We start from the raw sequence: 26,244 nt of genomic DNA on the forward strand, positions 1-26,244 counted from the left end.
TCCAATTTTCAGCTTGTGTCTCATTTCAACTCGAATAGCCTGTTCACAGGCGGATACGAGGACATGAGAATGGATGCTGCGAGAAACGATGCGCGGGTTGGCGCCAGTTCCAATGCTGGGTCGGCGCTGAACCAGTCGATCATGCAGTTGCTTGAGCATGTCGACTACCGTCTCATCACTGGAGGCGAGGATCTGGAGGCGATCTATCGCCTTCGCTATCAATCCTACCTGCAGTCGGGCATGTGCGGCCCGATCGCCAGCGGGATGTTCGAGGATCGCTGGGACAATCTGCCGAATTCTTATCGGTTCGGCGTCTATTTCGATGGACACCTGGTCAGCACGTTACGGCTCCACTACATTTCCCGAGAGCACCCCTATTCGCCGTCCGTCGACGCCTATCCGGAAATATTGGCCGAGCGGCTTGCCCGCGGAGAGACGTTCATCGACGGGACTCGCTTCGCAACCGATGCCGACAACGCGCCCGCGCCCGGAGTTCTGCCTTTTCTGACGCTCAGGCTTGGCATGGTGGCCGCCTCTTACTTTGGGCTCACTGCAGTGCTTACGCCGATCAAGATCGAGCATTCCGCTTACTATGCTCGTATCTTTCATGCCGTTCAGAGGACAGAAGGCAAGGTGTTCCCGGGTGTCCTTGCGCCGATCGCTCTGTTCGAAATCCCCTGCGGCGAAAACTTGCGCCAGACGCTCGAACGGTTCCCGTTCTTTAAGTCGACAGCCGTGGAACAGCGGATGATGTTCGCCAATCCGGCCATCAACCGGTTGACGCCGCTGTCCATTGTGCCGACGGCGAAATACTACCGCGATGCTGCCTGAACGGGCGTCATCTCTGCATCTGAACCTTCCCGCGGCTTCGCCGTTATAGGTAGTGGCATCGCCATCGCGTATCGCCGCGATCCTGCCCAACGGGCATTTCGCCCCGGGCTCCCTGTCGCATTGTTCGTGGAAAGGAATACGGTCATGACCATCCACTCGCTTGCGCTCACGCCGCTTATCTCGCTGATCGCCGGCGTGCTGATCCTGATCATGCCACGGCTGCTGAACTACATCGTCGCGCTCTATCTGATCGTCGTCGGCCTGCTCGGGCTTTTCCCGCACCTCGCTGGCTGAGGGCTATCGAGCTGGCCTGCCGCAAAGCCGCCCTTCGCCGAACCGGCCGGCGGTTTCAATTTTCCCTTGAGGCAGTTGTCGGCTCCAATGCGGCAATAGCGCCATTGCTCTCGGGCCGGCTTTTCGCTATGTGCCTGAAAGATGTCTTCGAAGAGGTATTCCTATGGCTGATCACTCGCCGACCGGTCCTGTCGAACTGGGCGCGAAGATGGACTATGCCGAGCACGACCGCACCTATGCGGGCTTTCTCGCTCTGGCCAAATATGGATCGCTGTTCTGCGGCGCGCTGCTCATCGCGATGGCCTTCGGCTTCTTCGCGGGCGGTTTCTTCTCGGCGACTATCCTCTTCATCCTGATCATGGCCGCCGGCGCCTTCATTCTGCGATAGACCTTCCAAAACCCCATTGCCATTGACGTCGCCGGATGATCCGGCCGACATTTTGCGCAAACAGGTTCCAGCCGAAAGGATCATGCGGTGGGACAGACGGTTTTCATCCCTCGTGAGCTTGATGCGAACGAGCCGCGGGTCGCGGCCTCGCCCGATACGGTCAAGCGGCTGGCGGGGCTGGGCTTCGACGTGATTGTCGAAACCGGCGCCGGCACAAGGTCGCGCATCCCCGACGAAGAGTTTGCCAAGGCAGGTGCCGTCATCGGCAAGGCTGCGGACGTTGCCAAGGCCGATGTCGTGCTGAAGGTCCGCCGGCCTGATGAAACCGAGTTGAAGAGCTACAAATCCGGCGCCGCCGTGATCGCCATCATGGATCCCTACGGCAACGATGCCGCCGTCGCGGCGCTCGCAAAGGCTGGTGTCACTGCCTTTTCGATGGAATTCATGCCGCGCATCACCCGCGCGCAATCGATGGACGTGCTGTCCAGCCAGGCCAATCTTGCCGGCTATCAGGCGGTCATCGACGGCGCCTCGGAATATGACCGTGCCTTGCCGATGATGATGACGGCAGCCGGCACGGTGCCGGCGGCGAAGATCTTCATCATGGGCGTCGGCGTCGCCGGCCTGCAGGCGATCGCCACGGCGCGTCGCCTCGGCGCCGTCGTCACCGCCACCGACGTGCGCCCCGCCGCCAAGGAACAGGTCGCCTCGCTCGGCGCGAAGTTCCTGGCCGTCGAGGACGAAGAGTTCAAGGCCGCCGAAACAGCCGGCGGCTACGCCAAGGAAATGTCCAAGGAATACCAGGCCAAGCAGGCGGCACTCACCGCCGAGCACATCGCCAAGCAGGACATCGTCATCACCACGGCGCTGATTCCAGGCCGGCCGGCGCCGAAGCTGGTGTCGGCGGCGATGGTCGCCTCGATGAAGCCGGGCTCGGTGCTCGTCGATCTCGCCGTCGAACGTGGCGGCAATGTCGAGGGCGCTAAGCCGGGTCAGGTGGTGACTACGGCCAATGGCGTAAAGATCGTCGGCCACCTCAACGTGCCGGGCCGCGTCGCCGCGTCCGCATCGCTGCTCTATGCGAAGAACCTGTTCGCTTTCCTCGAGACGCTGGTCGACAAGACCACCAAGACGCTCGCCATCAAGCGCGATGACGAACTGGTCAAGGCGACGATGCTGACCGATGGCGGCAAGGTGGTCCATCCGGCCTTCGCCAAGGCCGACCAGCAGCCGCATGTCGAACCTGCGGCGATCCCGGCCACGACCATGGTCGCCGATGCCTCGGCAGCGCCCAAGAAGCCCGCGCCCAGGAAGACGGCCTCATCCAAATCGTCCTCATCCAAATCGTCCTCGCCCAAGTCGTCCTCGCCCAAGTCGAAAGGCACCGCGTGATGGATCAGACCCTGCAGAAAGCCCTCGAGCAGCTCGACCAGGCAAGTGCGGCCGTCCGGCTGGCGGTGCAGAACCTGGCCAATGCTCCAGGCGGCGCCGAGGCGGCGGGTGATGCCGCGCACGCCCTGTCCGGCGGCGCCATCGATCCCTTCGTCTTCCGCTTCGCCATCTTCGTGCTGGCAATCTTCGTCGGCTACTATGTCGTCTGGTCGGTGACCCCTGCGCTGCACACGCCGCTGATGGCCGTCACCAACGCCATCTCGTCGGTCATCGTCGTCGGCGCGCTGCTCGCCGTCGGCATCGCCGCTTCCGGCGTTGCCGCCGGCTTCGGCTTCGTGGCGCTGATGCTGGTCTCGGTCAACATCTTCGGCGGCTTCCTCGTCACCCAGCGCATGCTGGCCATGTACAAGAAGAAGGACAAGTAGAGCGCCATGAACGCCAACTTCGCGTCCTTCCTCTATCTCGTCTCCGGCGTCCTGTTCATCATGGCGCTGCGCGGCCTGTCGCATCCGACCACCAGCCGCCAGGGCAATCTCTACGGCATGATCGGCATGGGCATTGCCATTGCGACCACGCTGGCGCTGGCAACCCCGTCCGCGGGCCGCTTCGGCCTCATCGTCCTCGGCCTCGCCATCGGCGGCGGCGTCGGTGCCGTCACCGCGCGCCGCATCGCCATGACCTCGATGCCGCAGCTGGTTGCCGCCTTCCACTCGCTGGTCGGCCTCGCCGCCGTCATGGTCGCGGCCGCCGCCATCTATGCGCCGGAAAGCTTCGGCATCGGCACGGCGGGCGACATCCACGCCCAGGCACTGATCGAGATGAGCCTCGGCGTCGCCATCGGCGCCATCACCTTCACCGGCTCGGTCATCGCCTTCCTGAAGCTCGACGGCCGCATGTCGGGCAAACCGATCATGATCGGCGGTCGCCACTTCATCAACGCGGCCCTCGGCGTCGCGCTCATCGTGCTGATCGTGCTTCTGGTCACCACGGAATCGAAGCTGGTGTTCTGGCTGATCGTCGCCGCTTCGCTGGTGCTCGGCATCCTTTTGATCATCCCGATCGGCGGCGCCGACATGCCGGTCGTCGTCTCGATGCTGAACTCCTATTCGGGCTGGGCGGCGGCCGCGCTCGGCTTCACGCTCGGCAATCTGGCGCTGATCATCACCGGCGCGCTAGTCGGCTCGTCCGGCGCGATCCTGTCCTACATCATGTGCAAGGGCATGAACCGAAGCTTCATTTCGGTCATTCTCGGCGGCTTCGGTGGGGAAACGGCGGCAGCAGCCGACGACGGCATCGAGCGCACGGTCAAGCAGGGTTCGGCCGACGACGCCGCCTATCTGATGATGAATGCGCAGAAGGTCATCATCGTGCCGGGCTACGGCATGGCGGTCGCCCAGGCACAGCACGCGCTGCGTGAAATGGCCGATAAGCTGAAGGCCAACGGCGTCGACGTGAAGTACGCCATCCACCCGGTCGCCGGCCGCATGCCCGGCCACATGAATGTGCTCCTGGCCGAAGCCAACGTGCCCTATGACGAAGTGTTCGAGCTCGAAGACATCAATTCGGAGTTCGCGCAGGCCGATGTCGCCTATGTCATCGGCGCCAACGACGTCACCAACCCCTCGGCCCGCGACGACAAGTCGTCGCCGATTTACGGCATGCCGATCCTCGACGTCGACAAGGCCCGCACCTGCCTGTTCGTCAAGCGTTCGCTCGGCTCCGGCTATGCCGGCATCGATAACACGCTGTTCTACAAGGACGGCACCATGATGCTGCTCGGCGACGCCAAGAAGATGACCGAGGAAATCGTCAAGGCCATGGATCACTGATCCGGCCGATAGGCGGAAATAGCAACGAGCCCGAAATAGCAACGAGCCCGGCTCTGGAGCCGGGCTCGTTGATTTCTGGCGTAAGCCTGCGTTTAGCGGCTGCTCAGGAAAGCCGCTTCCTCTTCGTCGCGCTGCCTGCCGCCGAGCGCTGCGGCCGCACTGGCGATGAAGGCGCCGATGACCAGAGACAAGGCGCCGAGCAGCGCGAAGTTCGCGCTGGCCTTCCTGGCGCTATCGGCCGCCTGCTTGGCCTTGACCTTGGCGTCCTCGACCTTGGCAACCATCGCATCGACACGCGCCTTGGCGTCGGCCTCGGAAAGGCCGGTGCGGGCGGCGACCAGTTGCGCCAGGTAGGTCTTGTCGTCGGCCGAAATCTCGCCCGCCGCGGCGCTGGCAATGAGGATACGCGAGGCCTGGCCTACAGCGGCGGCATCGCCATCCGGAGTGGCAGCAGCCAGCTTGCTCGGATCGGCGGGACGAAACAGCGAATCCACCAGATAGGAGGTCGCGCTGTTGGCCGGCGCATTGCCGGCGTTGCCGGCGGCACCAGCAGATGCTCCCATGGCTGCGCCCGACGCCGCTGTGGACACGGCCTGTACGCCCGAGCCAAGCACTGCGGAAAGCGCTGAGCCGAGGACGCCGACGACAAGCAACGTGGCCAATGCCCAGGCAAGAAAGCCGTGAGCCGTGTCGCGGAAATAAACCTCGTCAGTGTGGATGCCGACCCATTTGGTGCGCAAGCGCCCGGCAAGGTAGCCGCCGACGCCGGAGGACAGCCACTGCACGATAACCAGCCAGATCGCGGTCGACGCCGCGAAGGTGGTGATCGACGCGCCGGAGCCCGACCATGGCGAAACCATGGTGAGCCCAAGCCCGGAGCCGAGCAGCATGAGGATGAAAGTCAGCGTCGAGGCGGCGAAGGCGCCAGCGATGATCGGCCCCCAGCTGACGGCTGTCGCGGAGGATTCTTCTGAAGCGGACAGGTCGATAGCCGATACGGTGGGCTGCATTAACGCCCCCTACCGTACGAACAACATGATGAGGATGATGATCGGGATCGGAATACCGAGCAACCAGAGCAAAATGCCACGTCCCATGAAAGCCTCCTGTGGGAAATTGTGATCGATGTTGGCACAATGTCCCGTGAGGACTTCCGTTCCGGCGGGCTAGAAAATGATTTTGTTTGCCGGCGATGGAACAATTCGGAGCGCGGCTCCGCAGCAATGTCTCAAATGATCCTGTTGCGGTTTGACCCATGGATCGCATCGGGCAAAAGCGGAAATCCGGGGCTTCGACGGCGCGCGACCCCTCCCGACATCTGCATCGATGCGCCCGGCTTTGACCGGGCCGCGTTCCATCAGCGCCGAGCGCTGCCCTGGCAGACTTCTTCAGCGCATCGCTACAGTCTCAAAGCCCGTCGCATTGAAGCGGATTCAGCCGGCGCGCTTTAAGCTCGTCTGCATGTCGTTCGCCCAAAACCGCTGCACGGTTTTGGGTGATGACATGCATCAAATATCCAGATTGGCGACCGACAGCGCGTTGTCCTGGATGAATTCGCGCCGTGGCTCGACCTCGTCGCCCATCAGCCGCGAGAACAGGCTGTCGGCATCGGTCGCGTCGTTGACCTTCACCTGCAGCAGCGACCGTACATTCGGGTCGAGCGTGGTTTCCCACAATTGCTCGGCGTTCATCTCGCCGAGACCCTTGTAGCGCTGCATGGTCAGCCCTTTGCGGCCGGTCGCAAAGACCGCGTTGAGCAGCGCCAGCGGTCCCGAGACGGTTTCGGAGACATCCTTGCGGCGCAGCACCGGCGGCGTCCCGTAGACCTCGCTGAGGCGCTGTGCGTAGCGGTCGAGCTGGCGGGCGTCGGCCGAATTGACCAGCCCCATGTCGAGATGGGCGTATTCCTTGACGCTGCGCACGGTGCGCTCGAAGACATAGCCGCCGCTGCCGTCATTCGAGGTCGACATCCGGCCGGTCCAGCCGCGCTCGGTGTCCTCGGCTATGATGTCGAGGCGCTGTGCGATCCGCTCCGCCATGGCGTTGGCGCGGCCAAGATCGCTGAAGACGTCGGGGTTGAGACCGCCGGCGATCGATGCTTGTTCGACCACGCCTCTGTTATAGCGCGTGTGCAGGCCGTTGATGAGCTGGCGCACAGCCAGCGCATCGTCGACCGCACCGCGCAGATCCTGCCCGGTCCGCACTTCCCCCGAGCCCAGCGTCAGCGAAGCGTCCTCCAGCCCGGACTCGATCAGGAACTCCTCGAAGGCGCTTTCATTCTTGATGTATTGCGAGCTCTTGCCGCGCGTCACTTTGTAGAGTGGTGGCTGGGCGATGTAGAGATGGCCGCGCTCGATCAGCTCCGGCATCTGCCGGAAGAAGAAGGTGAGCAGCAAGGTTCTGATATGAGCGCCGTCGACGTCGGCGTCGGTCATCAGGATGATCTTGTGGTAGCGCAGCTTGTCGGCGTTGAACTCGTCCTTGCCGATCGAGGTGCCGAGCGCCGTGATCAGCGTGCCGATCATGTCGGAGCCGAGCATGCGGTCGAAACGCGCCCGCTCGACATTGAGGATCTTGCCGCGCAGGGGAAGGATGGCCTGGTTCTGGCGCGAACGGCCGCCCTTGGCCGAGCCGCCGGCCGAGTCACCCTCGACGATGAAGATTTCGGATTTCGCCGGATCGCGCTCCTGGCAGTCGGCCAGTTTGCCGGGCAAGGAGGTAACGCCGAGCGAGCTCTTGCGGGTGATGTCGCGCGCCTTGCGCGCGGCTTCGCGCGCCGCCGCGGCCTGGATCACCTTGTCGATGACCACCTTGCCTTCGGTCGGGTGCTCTTCCAGCCAGGTGCCGAGCGCCTCGTTGACCAGCCCCTCGACCACCGGGCGGACCTCGGAGGAAACCAGCTTGTCCTTGGTCTGCGACGAGAATTTCGGATCGGGAACCTTGACCGACAGCACCGCCGTCAGCCCTTCGCGGCAATCGTCGCCGATCAGCGAGACCTTTTCCTTCTTGGTCAGGCCCGAGGAATCGCCATAACCGGTGATCTGGCGCGTCAGCGCGCCACGGAAACCGGCCAGATGGGTGCCGCCATCGCGCTGAGGGATGTTGTTGGTGAAGGCCAGCACGTTCTCGTGGTAGCTGTCGTTCCACCACATCGCCACTTCGACGGTAATGCCGTCGCGCTCGGCCTTGATGGCGATCGGCTTCTCGATCAGCGGCTTCTTGACCCGGTCGAGATATTTGACGAACTCCTCGAGACCGCCATCATAGTGCAGTTCATGCCGCACGACGTCGGCGTGGCGGGCGTCGGTCAGTATGATGCGCACGCCCGAATTGAGGAAGGCAAGCTCGCGCAGGCGGTGCTCCAGCGTGCCGAAGTCGAACTCGACCATGGTGAAGGTTTCGGCCGACGGGAAGAAGGTGATCGAGCTGCCGCTGCGGCCCTCATAGGTGCCGGGCTGCCTGTCCTGCTCGTAGCTGCCCGTGGCCTTCAACGGCGCATCGGCATTGCCGTGCGTGAAGCTCATTTCGAAGATCTGGCCGTTGCGGCGGATCTTGAGCTTCAGCCATGCCGAAAGGGCGTTGACCACCGAGACGCCGACGCCATGCAGGCCGCCCGACACCTTGTAGGAATTCTGGTCGAATTTGCCGCCGGCATGCAACTGCGTCATGATCACTTCGGCCGCGGAAATGCCTTCGCCGGTGTGGATATCGGTCGGAATGCCGCGGCCATTGTCTATGACCGTTACCGAACCATCGGGGTTGAGCGTCACGGTGACGAGGTCGGCGTGCCCTGCCAGGGCCTCGTCGATGGCGTTATCGACCACCTCGTAGACCATGTGATGCAGGCCGGAACCGTCGTCGGTGTCGCCGATATACATGCCCGGGCGTTTGCGGACTGCGTCCAAGCCCTTCAAAACCTTGATGGAATCGGCGCCGTATTCGGCTTCGGCGCCGTTGGTGTTCTCGATCTGGTCGCTCATGAAAACCTATTGTCTAGATGCCGCTTGTACAGCGCGAAAAATCGGCCCCGAATCGCGCGTCTGATATAGCGTAGATATAGGCGCTAAAGGCGGTTTTTCCAAGGTTTGCGGGCATTTCCGGGCCGAATCCCGGGCTGGCAGCCGGCTATTTTTTCCGGGCGTTCAATTTGGCGAGAAGGCCGCGCAAATATTTGATCGTGGGTTTGTCTCTTGGAGCCAGCCGACCCGTGCGGTCGAGCTCCAGCGTCAGGTTCAGCGCCTTGGTCAGCACAGCCTTCGGATCCTTCGCCACATACGCATAGTTGATGCAGGCCTGTACCAGATCAAATTGCCAGATCGCATTGTTCGGATCGGACTGGGCCAGTTTCTGGCGGATGCCGAGGCTGGCCTCGAAGGCCTTCTCGGAGCCCTCGAAGTGGCGCTGCTTGGTCTCCAGCATGCCGATTTCCGAGAGCGTGATCGACAGGTCGCGTTGCCAGTCGGAATTGCCTGGATCGAGCTTGGTCAGCCGGTCGACAATGGCAAGACTATCCTGGTAGTTTTGCAATGCGCCGCCGACATTGCCCTGGGCATCAAGCACACCGGCAACTTTTTCCAGGCAGACCGACAGGTCGCGCTGCCAGTCGGTGTTGCCAGGGTCATCAGCGGCAAGTTCGCGCGCCACGGCCAGCGCTTGCTGATAGGAAGCCAGCGCGGCCGGCCAGTTCTCCTGGTCGTTGAGCGCGTTGCCGATCTTGGCGTAACTGATCGACAGGTCGCGCTTCAAGTCGGTGTCGTTAGGGTCACGGCGCACCAGTTCCTCGGCGATCGCCTGGCTCTTGCTGTAGGCCACGAGCGCACCGGCGGCGTCGCCGCGCTCGCGCAGTACATCCCCGATCCTCTCGTGGCTGACGGAAACCGCACGCTGGCGCTCAGGGTCATCGGGTTTGTTCTCAGCCAGCACAAGCCGAATTCTCAGGCTCTCTTCAAAGGCCGTCTGGGCGCCGTCCAACTGCCCGGCGGTCCGGGCAAGGTCGCCGATTTCATCATAGGTTATGGTCAGGTCGCGCAGCACGTAGGCGCTGTTCGGCTCGGCATCGGCCAATTGCTGCTTGATCGACAGGCTTTCCTGGTAGGCCTTGGCCGCCGCACCCACATCGCCCTGCGTTGCCAGCACGTTGCCGATCTTGTCATTGGCCATGGCAAGATCCCCGAGCCAGCCTTTCTCGTCCGGCACGCTTGCGGTCAGGTCCTGCAGCATGTCCCGTGCCGCTTCATAGTGCTCCAGAGAGGTTGGCAGGTCGCCTTGCACCATCTTCATGTTGGCGAGCTTGATGTGGCTGATGGCGAGATCGCGCTTGACGCTGGGGTCGGTTTCCTGACGCGACCGCTGTTCGAGGTTGGCCAACAGTGCGGTAAAGGCGCGGCCGGCGGCCTCGACATTGCCCACCGTCGCATAGAGAATTCCGAGTTCCTCCAGCGTGCGGCTCTGGCGATCGGCCTGTTCCAGGTTGAGCGAGGTCTGCCCGGCCTCGCCATAGAGCGCCAGCACCGATTCATAGTCACCGATGGCCGTGGCGTAGTCGAGGTCGGCGCGCGCCGCACCACCGGATAGGAAGCGCGTCGCGGCCTCCGACAGGGTGCGGCCGACGAAATTGACCTTCAGCGCCTGGCGCGAAACATTGTCGGTGTCGGCGGCCTTGGCGAGAAGAGCGCGGGCACCATCGAAGGCGCCGAGCGAAAGCTGTTCCTCGGCCTGCCGGCGCAATTCCGCCACCTGCGGATCGTCGGAGGCGAGCGTCTTCATTTCGCCGCGCACCTTGACGAAGGCGTCGGCGGCCTCGCGCAGCCGGGCGTTCAGGCTGTCGGCGGAGAGATGGCTGGCGTCGGAACTGATCAGCGCGCCATAAAGCGGCGCCAGCGGCATATCGGTGTCGCTGGCGATCTGTTCGACCTCGCCGCGCATTTCCGGGGTCACGTCGGCCATGGCGAGCAGCAGCCGTTCGCGCTCCGGCAGCTGTTCCTTGGCCGCAGCGGCAAAGAACAATTTCGGCAGACCGCTTTCGACATAGGGCAACTGCTTGCCGCGCGACAGGTCATAGACCTCCTGCTGCACCAGCGTCAGCACCGAGCGGATCTCCAATCCATCCGTGCCGAGATATTTGGTCAGCGCGGTCGTGAAGGGCGAGTTCTGGCCAGCGCCGTCGGCGGCGGTCTCGCCAGGCGCGGCCGAGAAGGCGAACAGGATGTTTTCGGCACGCCCGACGCGGCCGAGGCCCGGCTTGACCTTGTCGGCGACATCCTTCGTCAGCGAAGTCGCGCCACGCCCTTCGCCGCTCCTTGCCGAGAAGGGATCGCTGCGGCAGGCGTCGAGCACGATCAGCCCGACCTTGGCGGTCGCGGCGACGGCATCGCGCACCTCCTCCAGCGGCAGACTGGTCTTGTTCAGTTGATCGAGCGAAGACGCGTCGGCATCGACCGGCAGCAGCCGGTTGTCGCCTGAGGTTTCGACGCCATGGCCGGAGAAATAGACCAGTGCGACATCGGCGCCCTTGGCATCCTGGCGAAAGTCGTCGAGCGCGCGCCGCATGCGTCGAAGGTCGCGGTTGGTTTCCAGGGTGACCTCGAAGCCGAGCTTCTTAAGCGCGGCTTCCATAGCCTCGCCGTCATGGATGGGATTGGCCAGCGGCCGCACCAGCCGATAGTCGTCCTCTGCCATGACCAGCGCCACGCGCCGTTCCGCCACCGCGGTGGCGGTGGTCGCAATCGTCAGCAGCAAGGCAAACAGCAAGCGCAAGTCGAACCGCCCCCGGCTCAGTCACTTGCCGACCATTCCACCTCTTTACGGCGCGGGCAAGCCGGCGCGTTTGGCCAAACACCGGCCCTTTCAGGCAGCGCGCAGCGGCTTCAGCGCTTCGCTCCAGCGCAACAGCTCGTCCAGCATGGTCCTGGCGCCGCCGGTCACCTGTTCGCTGGCGCTGAAGGCGCCGTTCTCGTCGAGCAGCTTCTGATACATCGGCAGCGCGACGCCTTCCGGGATCGGCATGATCCCCACCGACGTCAAAAGGGGCTTCAGCGCCTGCGCAGCGCGCAGGCCGCCGGACACGCCGCCATAGCTGAAAATGGCGGCCGGCTTGTACTTCCATTCGCGCAGCAAGTAGTCGATCGCGTTGACGATCGCGGGCGCTGCGAAATAATTATACTCCGGCGCCACGAACACGAAGGCGTCCGCGGCGTCGATCGCCTTCGACCAGGCCTTGGTGTGGTCGTTCTGATAATTGCCAAGCCTTGGATGGTGCGGCTCGTCCAGCACCGGCAGGTGGAACGCGGCGATGTCGGTCAGCACCGGCTCGAATTTCCCGTGCTGGCGCGCGAATGTCTCCAGCCACTCGGCAAAAATCGGGCCGGCGCGGCCGGGCCGCGTGCTGCCGATGATGATGCTCAACTGGTGCTTCAAGGCGGGCTCCTTTGTCAGGCGGTATCTGTTGGTGACTGTCACTACGGCAGAGCGTGCCGGCGGACAAGGCGGGATGCCGGAGCGGGCGGTCACGATCGGATGAACGGAGCGTTTGCCGGGCGCCGCGAATTGCCTGCCGTCCGGTCACATGGACGTCGGGATCGCCAACCACTACATTGATGTGAGCAGCGGAGCACTTCATGGACATTCAGCCCGCCCCCTTCGTTCCTCCTGCGCCGAAGCCGCGCACCTCGCCGCCTTCGACGCTGAAGATGATCCGCATCGTCTATCGCAATCCGCTCGAACTCTGGGGCGAGCCGACCTACAACGAGCCGTGGATTTCCGCCAATGGCGTCGGTGGCCATCTGATCGTCGCCAACGATCCCGGCCTCATCCGCCATGTGCTGGTCGACAACGCCAAGAACTACAAGATGGCGACGGTGCGCCAGAAGATCCTGCGGCCAATCCTGCGCGATGGCCTGCTGACCGCCGAGGGCGAAGTGTGGAAACGGTCGCGCAAGGCGATGGCGCCGGTGTTCACGCCGCGCCATATCTTCGGCTTTGCCCAGCCCATGCTGAAACGCACCAAGGAGTTCGTCACCCGCTACGAGGCGGGCGGCACATCCGACATCGCCCACGACATGACATTGCTCACCTATGATATCCTGGCCGAGACGCTGTTTTCCGGCGAGATCGCGGGCGAGCCGGGCAGTTTCGCCAACGAGATCGACCGGCTGTTCGAGACCATGGGCCGTGTCGATCCGCTCGATCTGTTGCGCGCCCCCGACTGGCTGCCGCGTCTGACCCGCATTCGCGGCCGCAAGACCATGGCCTATTTCCGCAAGATCGTGACCGATACGGTCAAGATGCGCGAGGAGAAATTCAGGCGCGATCCCGACGCGGTGCCGCAGGATTTCCTGACGCTGTTGCTCAAGGCCGAAGGTCCCGACGGGCTGACGCGCTCGGAGGTCGAGGACAACATCATCACCTTCATCGGCGCCGGTCATGAGACCACCGCGCGGGCGTTGGGCTGGACGCTTTACTGCCTCGCCGAATCGCCATGGGAACGCAATCGGGTCGAGCAGGAGATCGATGAGGTGCTGGCGCGCGAACCCGATCCGACGAAGTGGCTCGACGCCATGCCGTTGACCCGCGCCGCCTTCGACGAGGCGCTCCGGCTCTATCCGCCGGCGCCCTCGATCAACCGCGAGCCGATCGAGCCGGAGATGTGGAAGGACCTTTATATCCCCAAGCACGCGGCCGTGCTGGTCATGCCCTGGGTCGTCCACCGCCACAGGAAGCTGTGGGACAGGCCCGATGCCTTCCTGCCCGAGCGCTTCCACCCGGGCAACCGTGAAAAGATCGATCGCTTCCAGTATCTGCCCTTCGGTGCGGGGCCGCGCGTCTGCATCGGTGCCAGCTTCGCCATGCAGGAGGCGATCATCGCGCTCGCCATCCTCTTGTCGCGCTTCCGCTTCGACACCACTGCCGAGACCAGGCCTTGGCCGGTGCAGAAGCTGACGACCCAACCGCAAGGTGGGCTACCTATGCAGGTCACGCCGCGCTAGGCGTGCCTTTCAGGCGGTTGCGGTGAATCAAGCCGCGGGCTTGCGCTGCTGGAACTGGCCGGCGGCGCGGAAGCGCCAGAGGTAGCTGGGCAGGATCGTCCCGATCGATTGCGGCTGGATGCCGAGCCCGGCGAGTGTCCTGTTGGCCTTGGCGGCGGCTTCCGAGACGATGTTGTGCTCGCGCAGCTGCATCACCTGGTCCTTGGTCAGCATCGGATTGGGCAACAGGCCGAGGATCGAGGCCTGGATGTTGGCCACCCACCACGGCACCGGCACCAGCAGGCGCTTGCGCTCGATCACGGTCAGCAGCTCTTCCATGCACTCCTTGAAGGTAAGCACGTTGGGGCCGCCGAGTTCGTAGATCTGGCCGCGATTGATCTTGCCGTCGACCGAGCGCGCCACCGCTTCGGCGACGTCGCCGACATAGACCGGCTGGAACTTGGTCTGGCCGCCGCCGATCAGTGGCAGCACCGGCGAATAGCGCGCCATGCTGGCAAAGCGGTTAAAGAAGCTGTCTTCCGGTCCGAAATTGATCGACGGCCGGAAGATCACGGCGTCGTTGATCGTCTCGAGCACGGCCTTCTCGCCAAGTGCCTTGGTGCGTGCGTAATCCGATTCGGAGTCCGCATCTGCGCCAAGCGCTGAAATATGGGTCAGCCCGGCACCGACCGAACGCGCCGCCTCGGCGACCGCGCGGGAGCCGAATTCGTGCACAGCGGGGAATTTCTGCCGGCCGGTCTCATGCAGGATGGCGACGAGATTGACGACATGGTCGGCTCCTTGCACGGCGCGGTCGACTGACCAGCGCACGCGCACATTGGCCTGCACCGGCTGGATCTGACCGACATTGCCGAGCGGCTGCAAATGGCCGGCAAGATCGGGCCGCCGGCAAGCAACCCGGATTCGATAGCCGCGCTTGGCCAGCGCGCGCACGACATGGCGGCCGACAAAGCCAGACCCGCCAAAGACGACGACGAGCTTTGGGGTCTGCAGGATTTCGGTCATGGCTGGCTCCGGCGCACTTTCCAGATGGCTTGGCTGAAGCCGTTTCATAGTCGGTTTTGCGCCAAAGGCAAAGGGTGACGCGTCGTCGCGTCACCCCTCTTGAAAGCTTGTCAGAGTGCCTTGCCGATGCGGGCCTCGACCGAGTGGCGTTTGCCGCCGCGAATGGCGAGGAACAACAGGATCGCGGCCTACAAAGGGGACTTTTCGGCACCCGAAAACCCCTGGCCCATGGTCACCCAGTGGAACCAGACGGTGACCAGCAATACGAAACGCAGAAAACCCCGCCGAAGCGGGGCTTTCCGGATGACATCCATGCGAAGCCAGGGGCCGACGGAGCGGCCTGACCTGAGACGGTATCAGGAGGGCGTGAAGCAAGTACGCCCACCCCAGCCCTGAACATCCGACATAGTGCCACCGACCTTCTTGCAGGCCGCGATGAAATCGGCGCTGCAATTGGCAAATTTGGCGTGGCCGTTCTTGCAATAATGGTCCTCGGTGGCGCCACCGCTCGGGGCGGTGATGACGCCGGGAGTGGACGGCTTGGCCGGAGCAGCCTTCAACGTGGCCGCCTGGGTTGCGCCCATGAACGAACCGAGAAGAAGGACGGCGGTGAGCATCGTGATCTTGGTGTTGGTCATGACAATTTTCCTTTGATGTCGGTTGAGGTTCCGAGGTGCGAAGGACTTCCCTCCGCATGAAGCAGGCTTTTGCTTTCGTTTGCTGTTTCCCTCGGTGTGGATCGGGCAAGCTCGCCTTGCCCTGGACAAAGCTGGGTGGTCGCAACGGGCAAAAAGGTTCAGCGGCGCGCAAAAAAATCGCACCGCCGCGCGCGCCGCGCCGACAGCCTTCAGGTAACTGTCTGAAATGATGGATTATTCAGGCCGAATAGCGCTCGGCGAATTCGGAAATCCGCTGCACCACCGCCTTGGGCGCGGTGATGCCGCGCGCCTGCGCCTTCTCGGCGGTTTCAGCCCGGGCGCGGCCCGGAACATGCACGCCGAAGCGGCGGCGCAGGCGGTCGAGCTGGTCCTTCATGCGCTGTTCGAAATCCGGATCGAGCAGCTTGGGCTCGACGGCCAGCACGAACAGGCCGGTTCCGGGGCTATCCGGGCCGCCTGTGAACCACGGCGCGTCGAGCGACCAGTTGGCGCCCGACAGGCCGGCAGCCAGCACTTCGACCATCAGCGCGATGTTGGCGCCGCGCTGGCCGCCAAAGGCAAGCATGGCGCCCTTCATGGCCGCCGCCGGGTCGGTGGTCGGGTTGCCGCTGGCGTCCAGCGCCCAGCCTTCGGGGATTTTCTTGCCGTCTTCGGCCGCCTTGCGGATGTTGACGAAGGCAGTGGCGCTCGACGACTGGTCGATGACCAGCGGCGCGCCGTCGGCGGCGGGCGCGGCAAACGACATCGGGTTGGTGCAATAGACCGGCTTGACCGAGCCCGAGCCGGCAAGAACCGCCGGGCCGTTGGTCGCGGCGAAGGACACCAGCCCCTGCGCAGCCAGCCTGCCGGTAAAGTAGCCGAGCGCGCCGCACGTATAGGCGTTCTTCTGCGAGAAGATGGCGACGCCGAACAGCTTTGCCGCCTTGGCAAGATCGTCGATCGTCCGGTCGAAGCCGGTATGCGCCAGTCCGCCGCGTGCATCGGAGAGATAGACGGCCAGCGCCGGCCTTGTGATCACCGGATCGGCATTGCCGTCGATGCGCCCGGCCTCCAGCGCTTCGAGATAATCGATGAAATGCGACAGGCCGACGGTCGAAAGCCCTTCCGCCTCGGCGGCGATGATCGAGGCGGTGAGCGACTGCGCCGCCTCCTCATTGGCGCCGGCGCCGAGTGCCGCCATCCGGCACAGTCCTCTTGCCTGGTCGAGACTGAGTTGCATAGTAGCTGCCTCTAAGGGAGTAGTGGGTAGGGAGTAGTGAATAGGGCATGAAGCGAGCCGCTTCTACTCACTATTCGCTACTCGCTCCTCACTAACCGACCTTGACCGGAATCCGCGCCTCGATCCGGCTGAGGGCAAGGACAAGAATGCCGGTGATCGCCATATAGATCAACGCCAGCAGCAGCAAGGGTTCATAAGTAAGGTAGGTGTCCTGCCGCACCTTGCCGGCGACGGCGAAGATATCGATCACGCTGATTGTCGCCACCAGCGGCGTCGACTTCAACTGCAGCACGGTCTCGCCGGTCAGCGTCGGCAGCGCCCGGTAGAAGGCCTGCGGCAGCCAGATGCGCCGGAGGATCTTCCAGCGGCTCATGCCGAAGGCGCGGGCGGCTTCCAGCTGCCCCTTGGGCACGCCGGCAAAGGCGCCGCGCATCACTTCGCCCTCGTAACCGGCGAAGGACAGCGTGAGAGCCAGAACGCCGTACGGCCATGCCTGCCTCAGATAGGGCCATATCCAGGAGTCGCGGATCCATGGATATTGCGGGAACAGCGAGCCCAGCCCGTAATAGAGCAGCCACAGCTGCAGAAGCAGCGGCGTGCCGCGGATGATGGTGCAGAAGACTTTCGCCGGCGCCGCGACCCAGATTGGGCCGGCGGCCTGTGCCAGCCCGACCGGCACTGCGATCAGGAAGCCGAGCGCGCAGGTGACGGCCAGGATCCACAGGGCCCGCCAGATGCCCATCAGGCCCATTTCCCAATATTGCGGCAGCCAGTTCCAGCGCATGAAATAGGCGGCCGACAGCACCAGCCCCAGCGCGATCAGGATGAGGACGATGCGATGCGGCTGCAGCCAGAGCGAGGCGCGCGCCGCCGTGTTGATGATGGCCGCTTCGCCCGCCATCAGCGTGCCTCCTTGACCGAAGGCATGCCCCGCCGCGCCCATTTCTCGGCGCGGCCAAGCAGGAAGTTCGAAAACAGCGTCACCGCGAGATAGAGAACGCCGGCGGCGAGATAGAATATCAGATAAGCCTTGGTGACGCCTGCCGCCTGCCGTGTCGCCAGCGTCAACTCGAAGAAGCCGACGACGGCCAGCAGCGCGGTGTCCTTCGTCGCGATCAGCCACAGATTGGCGAGACCTGGAATGGCAAAGGGCAGCATCGCCGGCAGCGTGATGCGCCGCAAGAGAAGGCCGGGAGACATGCCGAAGGCGCGGGCGGCTTCGATCTGGCCTTGCGGGATGGCCAGGATCGCGCCGCGCATGACCTCCGTCGAATAGGCGCCCTGGCAGAAGCCGAGCACGGCTATGCCTGCCACCAGCCCGCTAATATCGACACGCTGGTAACCGATAGCGGTCAGCACCTGGTTAATCAGGTCGGTGCCGGCATAGTAGAGCAGCAGGATCAGCACCAGTTCCGGCACGGCGCGCACCACGGTGGTGTAGACCGCGAGCAGGTCGCGCACGACAGGTCCGCCATAGAGTTTGCCATAGGCGCCGCAGATACCGATGAGCAGGCCGACGATCGTGGCGCCGACGGCAATCTCGAGCGAATGCAACAGCCCGAGCATGAGTGTGCCGCCCCAGCCGATGGGCGCGGGCGAGAGAAGTTCGATGATACCGGCCGCCGAGGCCGGAAGAAACGCGTCGATCAGCTTTGCCCCCGGATTGCTGGCTCTTTCCGCCGACGCCAGCGGCCGGCATGCGTGGGAAGGATAGGCGGGAGGGCACGACTATGGCGTCATGCCCTCCGGCTCATGCGCGGGGCGTCAGTTCGACTGCGTCGAGCCGCCGTAAATGTCGAAATCGAAATATTTCTTCGAGATCTCGTCATACTTGCCGTTGGAGCGGATCGCCTTGATGCCGGCGTTGATCTTTTCCTTCAGGTCGGTGTCTTCCTTGCGCACGCCGGCGCCGACGCCCGGCCCGAGCACCTCGTCGTCCGGAGCCACCATGCCCTTGAGGTCGCAGCAGGCTTTGCCCTGGTCGGACTTCAGGAATTCGCCAAGCGCGATGGAATCGGCCTGCACCGCATCGAGGCGGCCGGCGGCGAGATCCTGGTTGGCTTCGTCCTGGGTCTGGTATTCCTTGATTTCAGAGGCGGTCGCGCCGAAATGCTTCTTGGCGTAGACGGCGTGCACGGTCGACACCTGGACGCCGACCACCTTGCCCTTCAGGTCGTCAGGCGTGGCGCCGAACTTCTGGTCCTTCGGTCCGATGATCGCCGTCGGCGTGTTGTAGTACTTGTCCGAGAAGTCGATCGTCTTCTTGCGCTCGTCGGTGATCGACATCGACGAGACGATGAGGTCGATCTTCTTGGTGGTCAGCGCCGGGATGATGCCGTCCCAGGCGACAGGCGTGATGACGCAGTCGAGTTTCTCCTCGGCGCACACGGCATCGATGAAGTCGATCTCCCAGCCGACCCATTTGCCCGAAGCATCCGGTGAGGTGAAGGGCGGATAGGGCTCGGCGGCGACGCCGATCTTGACCGGATCGGCCTTGGCCACACCCATGGCGGCGACGCCGAGCAGCAGCGCCGCGGCGAATGTCTTCAGAACAGTCTTCATTTCAAACTCCCAGTTTGTTGTTGGTTCCCGGTTTTCGTCCGTCCCGGCCTGTCCCTAGCCGATGTTGCGGATGAACTGCTTGAGCCTTTCGGATTTCGGCGCGCCGAAGATCTGCTCCGGCGGCCCTTCTTCCTCGACCACCCCGTTGTAGAGATAGACGACATGGGTCGCGACCTCGCGGGCGAATTTCATCTCATGGGTGACCAGCACCATGGTGCGGCCTTCGCGCGCCAGATCGCCGATAACCTTCAGCACCTCGCCGACCAGTTCGGGGTCGAGCGCCGAGGTCGGCTCGTCGAACAGCATGACGCGCGGATTGATGGCGAGCGCGCGGGCGATCGCGGCGCGCTGCTGCTGCCCGCCAGAAAGATAGGCCGGATAGACGTCGCGCTTTTCGGCAAGTCCGACGCGCGCCAGCAGTTTTTCGGCCTGGGCGATCGCCTCGTCGCGCTTGACGCCGAGCACGTGCACGGGAACCTCGATGACGTTTTCGATCAGCGTCATGTGGCTCCACAGGTTGAAGTTCTGGAACACCATGCCGAGCTTGGAGCGGATGCGCTCAATCTGCTTGCGGTCGGCCGGAACGGTGTGGCCATGGCTGTCCGCCTTGAGCTTGATCTGCTCGCCGTTGACGCGGATGATGCCGCTGGTCGGATTTTCCAGGCAGTTGATGCAGCGCAGCAGCGTCGATTTGCCCGAACCCGAGCCGCCGATGATGGCGATCACCTCGCCGTCGCGCGCCGAGAGCGACACGCCCTTCAGCACATGCAACTGGCCGAATTTCTTGTGCAGGTTTTCGACATGGATGGCTTCGGCGGCGCCACTCTGCGCCTTGCCGGATGAGACTGCGGCAGCTTCCACAGCGCTCACCGGCTGACCTCTGCATCGTCGTCGGCAGTTCGTCGAACGTCTATCTGGCTAATCAACATATACGCTGTACTGCCCCGCTCCAGACTTCAGCATGGACCCAACGGCGCGAGCCCGTCAATCCCGCTCATTACGGCACTTGCGAGCTTGTTGTGCAAGTGTATAAATAGCCCTCCATGAAATTTTCTCGGTTTTTTTCAGCAAAAAAAGGGCTTCGATGAGCGCTTTCGGATCACAATCCATGGCAGCGCCGCTGCGACGCGTGCTGATGCGGTCGGCGGCCAACGCGATGCGCGACGCCGACAGGGCTGCCTGGCACTATGGCCCAGGATTCAATCCGGCGAAAGCAGCATCGCAGCACGCGGCGCTTGCCGAACTGGTGGCGGCCTCCGGCGCTGAAATCGAATGGATCGAGGACCAGGCCGATGGACTTTCGGACTCGGTGTTCACGCACGACCCATCGCTGATGACCGACCGCGGCGCACTGATTCTGTCCATGGGCAAGCCGTTGCGCGCCCGGGAGCCCTCGCTGCACGAGGAGACCTACAGAAGGCTGGGCATTCCGATCCTTGGCCGCGTCGAGGCCCCAGGCCAGGTCGAAGGCGGTGACTGTGTCTGGCTCGATGCGCGCACGCTGGTGATTGGACGCGGTGTCCGTTCCAACCAGGAAGGCATCCAGCAGATCTCCAACCTGCTGACGCCGCTGGGCGTTTCCGTCTACGGCTTTGACCTTCCGTTGTGGCAGGGCGAAGAGGCCTGCCTGCATCTGATGTCTGTGATCAGCCCGCTGGCCGACGACCTCGCTTTGGTCTATTCACCGCTTTTGCCGGCCCCTTTCTATCAGATGCTGAAGGCGCGCGGCATCCGTCTGGTCGAAGGCGATGCAGAAGAGTTCGCGGCTTCCAACGGCCTCAGCCTGAACGTGCTGCCGACCAACCCGCTCAAGGTCATTGCCGTCGCGGGCTTTCCAAAGACCAAAGCCGCGATGGAAGCCGCCGGCTGCACGGTCGAGATCTTCGAGGCCGACGCGCTCTGCATCGCCTGCGAAGGCGGGCCGACATGCCTGACGCGGCCAATCCTGCGCCAATGAATACGCCATCCCGCCGCAGGTTCCGTCGCGAGGGCGAGGAGCGGCGGCGGCAGGATCTGATCGAGGCAACTCTGGACAGCGTGGCGGAACATGGCCTGCAGGGCGCCACCTTGCGCACCATCGCATTGCGCGCCGGCGTCACCGCCGGCCTGATCCGGCACTATTTCCCCGGCAAGGAAGAACTGCTGCAGGAAGCCTATGCCGCCCTCATGGGCCGCATGACCGAGCAGGCGAAAGCGGCGTTGGTCATGGAAGATGCCTCGCCGCGCCAGCGCCTTGCCGCTTTCGTCACCGCCAACCTCAACGTGCCGATCATCGACGCGCGGGTGTTTTCACTCTGGGCAACCTTCATCGGCCGCGCCGGTGCGGACCCAAGCCTGGCTCGCGCCCACCGCGAGGGCTACCTCGGCTTTCGCAACGAGGTGGAAGCCGTTGTGGCCGAGGTGCTCGCCGCCGAACGGCGCGAGCCGGACGCAAGCCAGTTGCGCCACCATGCCATCGCGATCAATGCCATCATCGACGGGCTCTGGATGGAAGGCTGCCTGGCCGGCGACATGTTCTCGCCCGGCGAATTGGCGGCGATCGGCATCAAGACTGTAGAGGCCGAACTGGGCCTCGCGCCGGAAAGGGAAGACAATCAATGACAACACTCGGCGAAGCCCTGATCACGCTGCTCGAAGCGCATGGCGTCGATACCGTCTTCGGCATTCCGGGCGTCCACACGGTCGAGCTCTACCGTGGCCTGGCGCGCTCGAAGATTCGCCATGTCACGCCGCGCCATGAACAGGGCGCCGGCTTCATGGCCGACGGCTATGCCCGCGCCAGCGGCAGGCCAGGCGTCGCCTTCGTCATCACCGGGCCGGGGCTGACCAACACCATCACCGCCATGGGCCAGGCGCGCGCCGATTCGGTGCCGATGCTGGTCATATCGGGCGTCAACGCAATGCCGACGCTGGGCAAGGGGCTGGGCTTCCTGCATGAGCTGCCGGACCAGCGCGGCATGATGGAAAAGGTGGCGTTGCTGTCGCGGCGTGTCATCGGGGCCAGCGAATTGCCTGACGCGCTGGCACAGGCCTTCGCGCTGTTTTCATCCTCGCGGCCGGGCCCGGTGCATATCGAGATCCCGACCGATGTCATGGTCGAGCCGGCCGACGATATCGCGGCACTGTTGAGCAACGCGGCGCCTCCGGCGCCGGATGGCGCGGCCATTGCCAGGGCTGCCAAACTCATCGCCGCCGCGCGCCGGCCGCTGATCCTGGCCGGCGGCGGCGCCAAGCGAGCCGAGACGGCGCTGCGGCGCCTGGCCGAGACACTGCGCGCGCCGGTCGTCGAGACCACCAACGCGCGTGGCCTGCTGCACCGCCACCCGCTCTGCGTGCCGGCAAGCCCAAGCCTGAAAGCGGTTCGCTCCCTGATGGCCGAGGCCGATCTGGTGATTGCCGCCGGCACCGAATTCGGCCCGACCGACTATGACGGCTATGGCGACGGCGGCTTTGTGCTGCCTTCCAACCTGATTCGCATCGACATCGGCGCCGACCAGCTCGCACGCCGCCCGGTGACGGTCGGCATCCAGGCCGACTGCGCCGAGGCGATCGAAGCCTTGCTTGCCGCGATCGGTTCCGCTCACCCTGCCGCGCCGGACGGCGAGGTGCGCGCCGCCGCCGCACGGAGGGCGGCATCCGCCGAGCTGAGCCCGGCCTATTTGGCGCAGGTGCATGCCGTGGAAATGATCCGCGATGCCTTGCCGTGGGCCATCATCGTTGGCGATTCGACGCAGCCGGTCTACGCCGCCAACCTCTGCTATGATCACGACCGGCCAGGCGGCTGGTTCAACGCCGCCACCGGCTTCGGCGCGCTTGGCTACGGCCCGCCGGCGGCGATCGGCGCCGCACTTGCCGTGCCCGACGCGCCGGTTGTCTGCCTGACCGGCGATGGCGGCTTCCAGTTCACCTTGCCCGAACTTGGCGCGGCGCTCGATGCAAAGGCGCCGGTCATATTCGTGGTCTGGAACAACAGGGGCTATCGCGAGATCGAGACCTCGATGCTCGATGTCGGCGTCGAGCCCGTCGGGGTCTCGCCGGCGCCGCCGGATTTCTGCAAGCTGGCCGAAGCCTATGGCATCGGCGCCGAACGACTCGCCAATATCGGCGCCTTGCCGCAGGCCTTGAAGCGCGCCCGGGCAACCGGATTGCCTTGCGTCATCGAAATCACCGTCGATTGAAGGCTTCAGCCCAGCGTTGATTTTCTCGTCTGCATCGGACCATTCGTCGGCTCGCCTGTTGTACCGCAACGGCCGCATGACTGATGCCATTGCCATAATATGCGTTGTGACGCATGCAAAGACGCGACGGCTGCCATGTCGAGATATCAATTGAGTGATCGCCCGAAAGGCGCGACGCTTCGCGTCGGGGCGGCACAACAAGCGACACAATCATAAAAATACGACAGGAGCGGTCCAGGATGACGGAAACACTTCAAGGCAGGCATATCGTTGTGACCGGTGGGACCGGCGCGCTCGGCGGTGCGGTGGTTGGCCGGCTGCTGGAACAGGGCGCTATCTGCCACGTGCCGAACGCGCACGCCGCAGCACCCCAGCAATTTCCTTTCACCGCCCACGACAACGTCAAGCTGGCGCACAATGTCGACCTGTCGGACTCCGCCAAGGTCGAAGCCTTCTATGCCCAGGTTCCTGCCTTGTGGGGATCGATCCATCTCGCCGGCGGCTTCACGATGGCGCCGGTGGAAAAGATCGAATCGGCATCCTTTGCCGAGATGATGGACACCAACGCCCGCACCACCTTCCTGTGCAGCCGCGCGGCGATCCGCTCGATGCTGGCATCGGGCACATCAGGCCGCATCGTCAATGTCTCCGCGCGCGCCGGGCTCGATCCCAGGCGCGGCGCCGGCATGGTCGCCTACACCGCCAGCAAGGCGGCGGTCGCGGCCATGACTGTGGCGATGGCCGAAGAACTCAAGGCCAAGGGCATCCTGGTCAATGCCGTGGCGCCGTCGACGCTCGACACGCCGGCAAACCGCGCCGACATGCCGGATGCCGATTTCAGCAAATGGGTCAGCCTCGAGGCGGCGGCCGAAGCCATCGCCTATCTCGCCTCGCCGGCCAACCAGGCGATGAGCGGAACGCTGGTGCCGCTCTACGGCCGGGCCTGAGCGGCGAGCGTCGAAGTCGGGCACGCGGCATCCGATCCATCGGCGTTGCGATAGCTGTAGATGCGCAACGGCGATGAAGCTTTCGTCGGGCACTCCCGCAACCATGCCGGCGGCCGGCCTTCAATCAGGCCCGCCGCGAATGGATAGGCGGCTTCCAGTCCCGGCAATGGCGGGCCTCGCCCGGCGCAAATCGCCACATGCGTTGCCTTGGAGGCATCGAGTATCGCGCGTGGGTCGGCGGTCGCCGGATCCAGAAAACGATAGCTGCGCTCGATGCCCTTGGCCGATGGATGGTTGGGGATCGTCACCACCTTGGGACCTTCGGCAAGGGCGACGAAACGCGAGCCGATCAGCGGTGGAGAAAGAACGATTGCGCCGGACGGCCAACCCTGTTCCGGTTCAAAAGGGCTGGAATAGCAGCCGTCGGCAAGTTCCGCGGCGGGAACCGCCGCGTGTGCCGGTTTTACCGACAAATGGTACAGCACCATTGCTCCGGACAAAACGAGACCGGGCAGGATCAGTGCGTATCCGTGCGATGCCGCCGGCACCGGAGATTTCAGATAGCGACCCAAGCCCGCATTCGGCAGGAGGCTCGCCAGGGCGAAGATGAGGCCGATGCCGGAAAAGATCGGAAGGTAGCGGTAGTAGCGGACATAGCCGATCGCAAGCGCCAGCGAGACCAGCGCGAACAGCGCCAATATGACGAGAGGCCGGCTTCGGCCTTCCGGCCTGGCGCAGATCACGGCTGGCGCAAGCGCGCCGATAAACAGCAGCGCCATGCTGAGAAAACCTGTCGACAGGACGACATCGGGGCGCCGAAACAGGCTCAATTCCTGGAGAATTCTGTTGATCATATTGTCGCGGACATAGGCGTCGATCGAAGCATAGGGGCTGGCCAGGCATTGCGGGAACAACACCGCCAGCACCGCAGCGCTGGCCGCCGCGAACACCAGTAGAATTGCCGAGCGCATCGGCCACCCTCCACGCCGGCCGGCAAGCAAAGGCACGACGGCGAATGAAAGCCCGGCCGCGACCAGTGCCGTGACATGCGGCGTCGAATAGGTGTCGCATCTGACCGCGGTATAGGCAGAGGGTGGCACGATCGCCGCGAACAGGGCGATTGCGCCGACGGTCAAGGCAAGCCCGAAACCGACGATCCTGCTTTCACCGCCCTCGCGGTCGAAGATCCAGTCGAAGGCATAGACCGCCATCACCAGCGCGTAGAACGGCGCGAATTCGGCGCTGACGGCGATTGCCAGGGCGGTCAGCAGCCCGTTGACGAAGGCCGAAAAGCGGTTCTGCGACATCATCAAAACCAGCGCCGCCAGCAGAAGCAGGATTTGCAGATTGTGATAGTCGATCCGTCCCGGGGCGAATTCGAAAAAGCTGCGCGCGGCAAAGATCAAGGCCAACGGCAATGCCACGGCCGGGTAGGCAAAGCCGATGGCTGTCACCAGCCTATTGTAGAAATAGAGCGCGGGCGCCAGCAGCAGCAGCGGGACGGCAAAGCTTGCCAGCGTCAGAGCCGGCTCGAAGCCGGCAAACGGCGCGAACAGGCGCGCGAAGGCGGCGTAGGGCAGGTCCACGATCCACGGCCAGTGTGAGACATAAGGCTCTGGCTGGACGATACCGGGCAGCGTGCGGTCGAAGATGTTGCCCGTTTCAAGCAAAGTGCGGATTTCGTGCAGCTTGAGGAGATCGTCCGCGTCATTGTTGAGCTGGAAGCCCAGGCACCACAGAGCGGTCGTCAGGATCGCCATTGCGCAAAAGCAGAACAGGACAGGCATGCTGGTGTAAAGGCGCAGCAACCCCGAAGGCTGCGCAGCGGCACGAATGGCGCCAGTGCTCATGGAAGTGTTCCGTTGGACCACCGGCAAATACGCGATGAAGTTTATGTTCCCGTAAAGAAAAGACCCGCCGGATCGCTCCGGCGGGTCTTTTTGTAAGGCCGCACGC

General features: G+C 64.0%; 24 protein-coding genes and 1 pseudogene. 12 read left to right on the forward strand and 13 right to left on the reverse strand.

Going from position 1 to position 26,244, the window contains the following annotated elements; genetic code table 11:
* Nucleotides 1-15 precede the first annotated feature (15 nt).
* The 6 genes from CK227_RS03655 to CK227_RS03680 all read left to right on the forward strand — a co-directional run bounded on the left by CK227_RS03655 (nt 16) and on the right by CK227_RS03680 (nt 4,734).
* Nucleotides 16-831: a hypothetical protein gene (locus CK227_RS03655; protein WP_245318066.1), complete on the forward strand. Its 816-nt coding sequence runs from the start codon at nt 16-18 to the stop codon at nt 829-831.
* Between the two features lie 144 nt (nt 832-975).
* Nucleotides 976-1,125: a DUF3096 domain-containing protein gene (locus CK227_RS03660; protein ID WP_015314280.1), complete on the forward strand. Its 150-nt coding sequence runs from the start codon at nt 976-978 to the stop codon at nt 1,123-1,125.
* Nucleotides 1,126-1,288: 163 nt separating this feature from the next.
* A complete protein-coding gene (locus CK227_RS03665; RefSeq protein ID WP_095771597.1) occupies nt 1,289-1,513 on the forward strand; it encodes an aa3-type cytochrome c oxidase subunit IV in 225 nt (74 codons plus the stop codon).
* 87 nt (nt 1,514-1,600) lie between these two features.
* Complete coding sequence (locus CK227_RS03670) at nt 1,601-2,905, forward strand: Re/Si-specific NAD(P)(+) transhydrogenase subunit alpha (RefSeq protein WP_095771598.1); 1,305 nt, start codon at nt 1,601-1,603, stop codon at nt 2,903-2,905.
* Nucleotides 2,902-3,330, forward strand: coding sequence for a proton-translocating transhydrogenase family protein (locus CK227_RS03675; RefSeq protein ID WP_179296374.1), 429 nt, complete (start codon nt 2,902-2,904; stop codon nt 3,328-3,330). Before CK227_RS03670 ends, CK227_RS03675 begins: the two co-directional genes overlap by 4 nt.
* Nucleotides 3,331-3,336: 6 nt before the next feature.
* Nucleotides 3,337-4,734 carry an NAD(P)(+) transhydrogenase (Re/Si-specific) subunit beta gene (locus CK227_RS03680; protein WP_095771600.1) on the forward strand — a complete coding sequence of 466 codons (1,398 nt, stop codon included), beginning with the start codon at nt 3,337-3,339 and terminating at the stop codon, nt 4,732-4,734.
* Between the two features lie 92 nt (nt 4,735-4,826).
* On the opposite strand, the gene CK227_RS03685 is transcribed toward CK227_RS03680, so the two are convergent.
* Complete coding sequence (locus CK227_RS03685; protein ID WP_095771601.1) at nt 4,827-5,744, reverse strand: hypothetical protein; 918 nt, start codon at nt 5,742-5,744, stop codon at nt 4,827-4,829.
* 126 nt (nt 5,745-5,870) lie between these two features.
* Here CK227_RS03685 and CK227_RS36080 point away from each other — a divergent pair, with 126 nt between their 5' ends.
* Nucleotides 5,871-6,185 (forward strand): hypothetical protein, encoded by a 315-nt coding sequence (locus CK227_RS36080; protein ID WP_142887455.1) that lies wholly within the window; start codon nt 5,871-5,873, stop codon nt 6,183-6,185.
* A gap of 57 nt (nt 6,186-6,242) precedes the next feature.
* Here CK227_RS36080 and gyrB read toward each other — a convergent pair whose 3' ends face one another.
* From gyrB to CK227_RS03700, 3 genes are all read right to left on the reverse strand, one after another.
* Nucleotides 6,243-8,714: a DNA topoisomerase (ATP-hydrolyzing) subunit B gene (gene gyrB / locus CK227_RS03690; protein ID WP_095771602.1), complete on the reverse strand. Its 2,472-nt coding sequence runs from the start codon at nt 8,712-8,714 to the stop codon at nt 6,243-6,245.
* A gap of 145 nt (nt 8,715-8,859) precedes the next feature.
* A complete protein-coding gene (locus tag CK227_RS03695) occupies nt 8,860-11,490 on the reverse strand; it encodes a caspase family protein (protein WP_245318067.1) in 2,631 nt (876 codons plus the stop codon).
* 90 nt (nt 11,491-11,580) lie between these two features.
* A complete protein-coding gene (locus CK227_RS03700; RefSeq protein ID WP_095771936.1) occupies nt 11,581-12,150 on the reverse strand; it encodes an NADPH-dependent FMN reductase in 570 nt (189 codons plus the stop codon).
* Between the two features lie 200 nt (nt 12,151-12,350).
* Here CK227_RS03700 and CK227_RS03705 point away from each other — a divergent pair, with 200 nt between their 5' ends.
* The gene (locus tag CK227_RS03705; protein ID WP_095771603.1) at nt 12,351-13,718 is read left to right on the forward strand and encodes a cytochrome P450; all 1,368 of its coding nucleotides are present in this window, start codon (nt 12,351-12,353) and stop codon (nt 13,716-13,718) included.
* Nucleotides 13,719-13,745: 27 nt separating this feature from the next.
* On the opposite strand, the gene CK227_RS03710 is transcribed toward CK227_RS03705, so the two are convergent.
* The 8 genes and pseudogenes from CK227_RS03710 to CK227_RS03745 form a co-directional block, all read right to left on the reverse strand.
* Complete coding sequence (locus CK227_RS03710; protein ID WP_095771937.1) at nt 13,746-14,723, reverse strand: complex I NDUFA9 subunit family protein; 978 nt, start codon at nt 14,721-14,723, stop codon at nt 13,746-13,748.
* Nucleotides 14,724-14,833: 110 nt separating this feature from the next.
* Nucleotides 14,834-14,992 (reverse strand): annotated as a pseudogene (locus tag CK227_RS37145) (DoxX family protein); the annotation flags it as partial.
* An 87-nt stretch (nt 14,993-15,079) separates the two neighbouring features.
* Nucleotides 15,080-15,361: a hypothetical protein gene (locus CK227_RS03720; RefSeq protein WP_095771604.1), complete on the reverse strand. Its 282-nt coding sequence runs from the start codon at nt 15,359-15,361 to the stop codon at nt 15,080-15,082.
* 238 nt (nt 15,362-15,599) lie between these two features.
* The gene (locus tag CK227_RS03725) at nt 15,600-16,601 is read right to left on the reverse strand and encodes an Ldh family oxidoreductase (RefSeq protein ID WP_095771605.1); all 1,002 of its coding nucleotides are present in this window, start codon (nt 16,599-16,601) and stop codon (nt 15,600-15,602) included.
* 91 nt (nt 16,602-16,692) lie between these two features.
* A complete protein-coding gene (locus CK227_RS03730) occupies nt 16,693-17,502 on the reverse strand; it encodes an ABC transporter permease (RefSeq protein WP_095771938.1) in 810 nt (269 codons plus the stop codon).
* Nucleotides 17,502-18,167, reverse strand: a complete 666-nt coding sequence (locus CK227_RS03735) for an ABC transporter permease (RefSeq protein ID WP_019862781.1) — start codon at nt 18,165-18,167, stop codon at nt 17,502-17,504. Before CK227_RS03735 ends, CK227_RS03730 begins: the two co-directional genes overlap by 1 nt.
* A 198-nt stretch (nt 18,168-18,365) precedes the next feature.
* On the reverse strand, nt 18,366-19,163 hold the full coding sequence (locus CK227_RS03740) for a transporter substrate-binding domain-containing protein (RefSeq protein WP_019862782.1): 798 nt from the start codon (nt 19,161-19,163) through the stop codon (nt 18,366-18,368).
* 54 nt (nt 19,164-19,217) lie between these two features.
* The gene (locus CK227_RS03745; RefSeq protein ID WP_095771606.1) at nt 19,218-20,033 is read right to left on the reverse strand and encodes an ABC transporter ATP-binding protein; all 816 of its coding nucleotides are present in this window, start codon (nt 20,031-20,033) and stop codon (nt 19,218-19,220) included.
* 214 nt (nt 20,034-20,247) lie between these two features.
* Here CK227_RS03745 and CK227_RS03750 point away from each other — a divergent pair, with 214 nt between their 5' ends.
* The 4 genes from CK227_RS03750 (at nt 20,248) to CK227_RS03765 (ending at nt 24,288) form a co-directional block, all read left to right on the forward strand.
* Nucleotides 20,248-21,120 (forward strand): dimethylarginine dimethylaminohydrolase family protein, encoded by an 873-nt coding sequence (locus CK227_RS03750; RefSeq protein ID WP_095771607.1) that lies wholly within the window; start codon nt 20,248-20,250, stop codon nt 21,118-21,120.
* Nucleotides 21,117-21,764, forward strand: a complete 648-nt coding sequence (locus tag CK227_RS03755; RefSeq protein WP_179296375.1) for a TetR family transcriptional regulator C-terminal domain-containing protein — start codon at nt 21,117-21,119, stop codon at nt 21,762-21,764. The genes CK227_RS03750 and CK227_RS03755 overlap by 4 nt, the downstream gene beginning before the upstream one ends.
* Entirely contained in the window at nt 21,761-23,341 is a 1,581-nt protein-coding gene (locus CK227_RS03760) for a 5-guanidino-2-oxopentanoate decarboxylase (protein ID WP_095771608.1), read from the forward strand. Before CK227_RS03755 ends, CK227_RS03760 begins: the two co-directional genes overlap by 4 nt.
* A gap of 239 nt (nt 23,342-23,580) precedes the next feature.
* Entirely contained in the window at nt 23,581-24,288 is a 708-nt protein-coding gene (locus CK227_RS03765) for an SDR family NAD(P)-dependent oxidoreductase (RefSeq protein WP_095771609.1), read from the forward strand.
* Here the strand turns inward: CK227_RS03765 and CK227_RS03770 are convergent.
* Complete coding sequence (locus CK227_RS03770; RefSeq protein ID WP_095771610.1) at nt 24,273-26,138, reverse strand: hypothetical protein; 1,866 nt, start codon at nt 26,136-26,138, stop codon at nt 24,273-24,275. The two genes, CK227_RS03765 and CK227_RS03770, sit on opposite strands and share 16 nt — an antisense overlap.
* Nucleotides 26,139-26,244: the final 106 nt, after the last annotated feature.

The sequence above is a fragment of the Mesorhizobium sp. WSM4308 genome, assembly GCF_002294905.1.
Lineage (GTDB): Bacteria > Pseudomonadota > Alphaproteobacteria > Rhizobiales > Rhizobiaceae > Mesorhizobium.